Origin of the sequence: Kineococcus vitellinus, assembly GCF_009906315.1 — a bacterium.
In the GTDB taxonomy this organism is placed as follows: Bacteria; Actinomycetota; Actinomycetes; order Actinomycetales; family Kineococcaceae; genus Kineococcus; species Kineococcus vitellinus.
Map to the genome: position 1 here is coordinate 1 of NZ_JAAALL010000692.1, position 243 is coordinate 243.

At 75.3% G+C, this 243-nt stretch carries 1 pseudogene; it reads left to right on the top strand.

Going from position 1 to position 243, the window contains the following annotated elements:
* Positions 1-9 precede the first annotated feature (9 nt).
* Positions 10-243, top strand: a pseudogene (locus GTQ99_RS24540) (hypothetical protein); the annotation flags it as partial.

Genomic DNA, 243 nt, shown 5'->3' on the forward strand with positions numbered 1-243 from the left:
GGAGCACCCGTGAGCATCACCTCCGTCCTGGAACTCACCCTCAAGCCCGAGGCCGTCGCCGACGCGCCCGCGGTCATCACGAGGACGCTGGAGGCCACCCGCGCCTTCGCAGGCTGCCTCGGCGTCGGTGCCCCCGCTCCTCAGGCGGCGGCGCCGGCCTGGGCCGTCGCGGCCTGCGGGGTGACGCGCGCCGCGGTGTGCGTGCTCATCCTGCGCTCCAGGACCTTGGCCAGCGCGGAGATC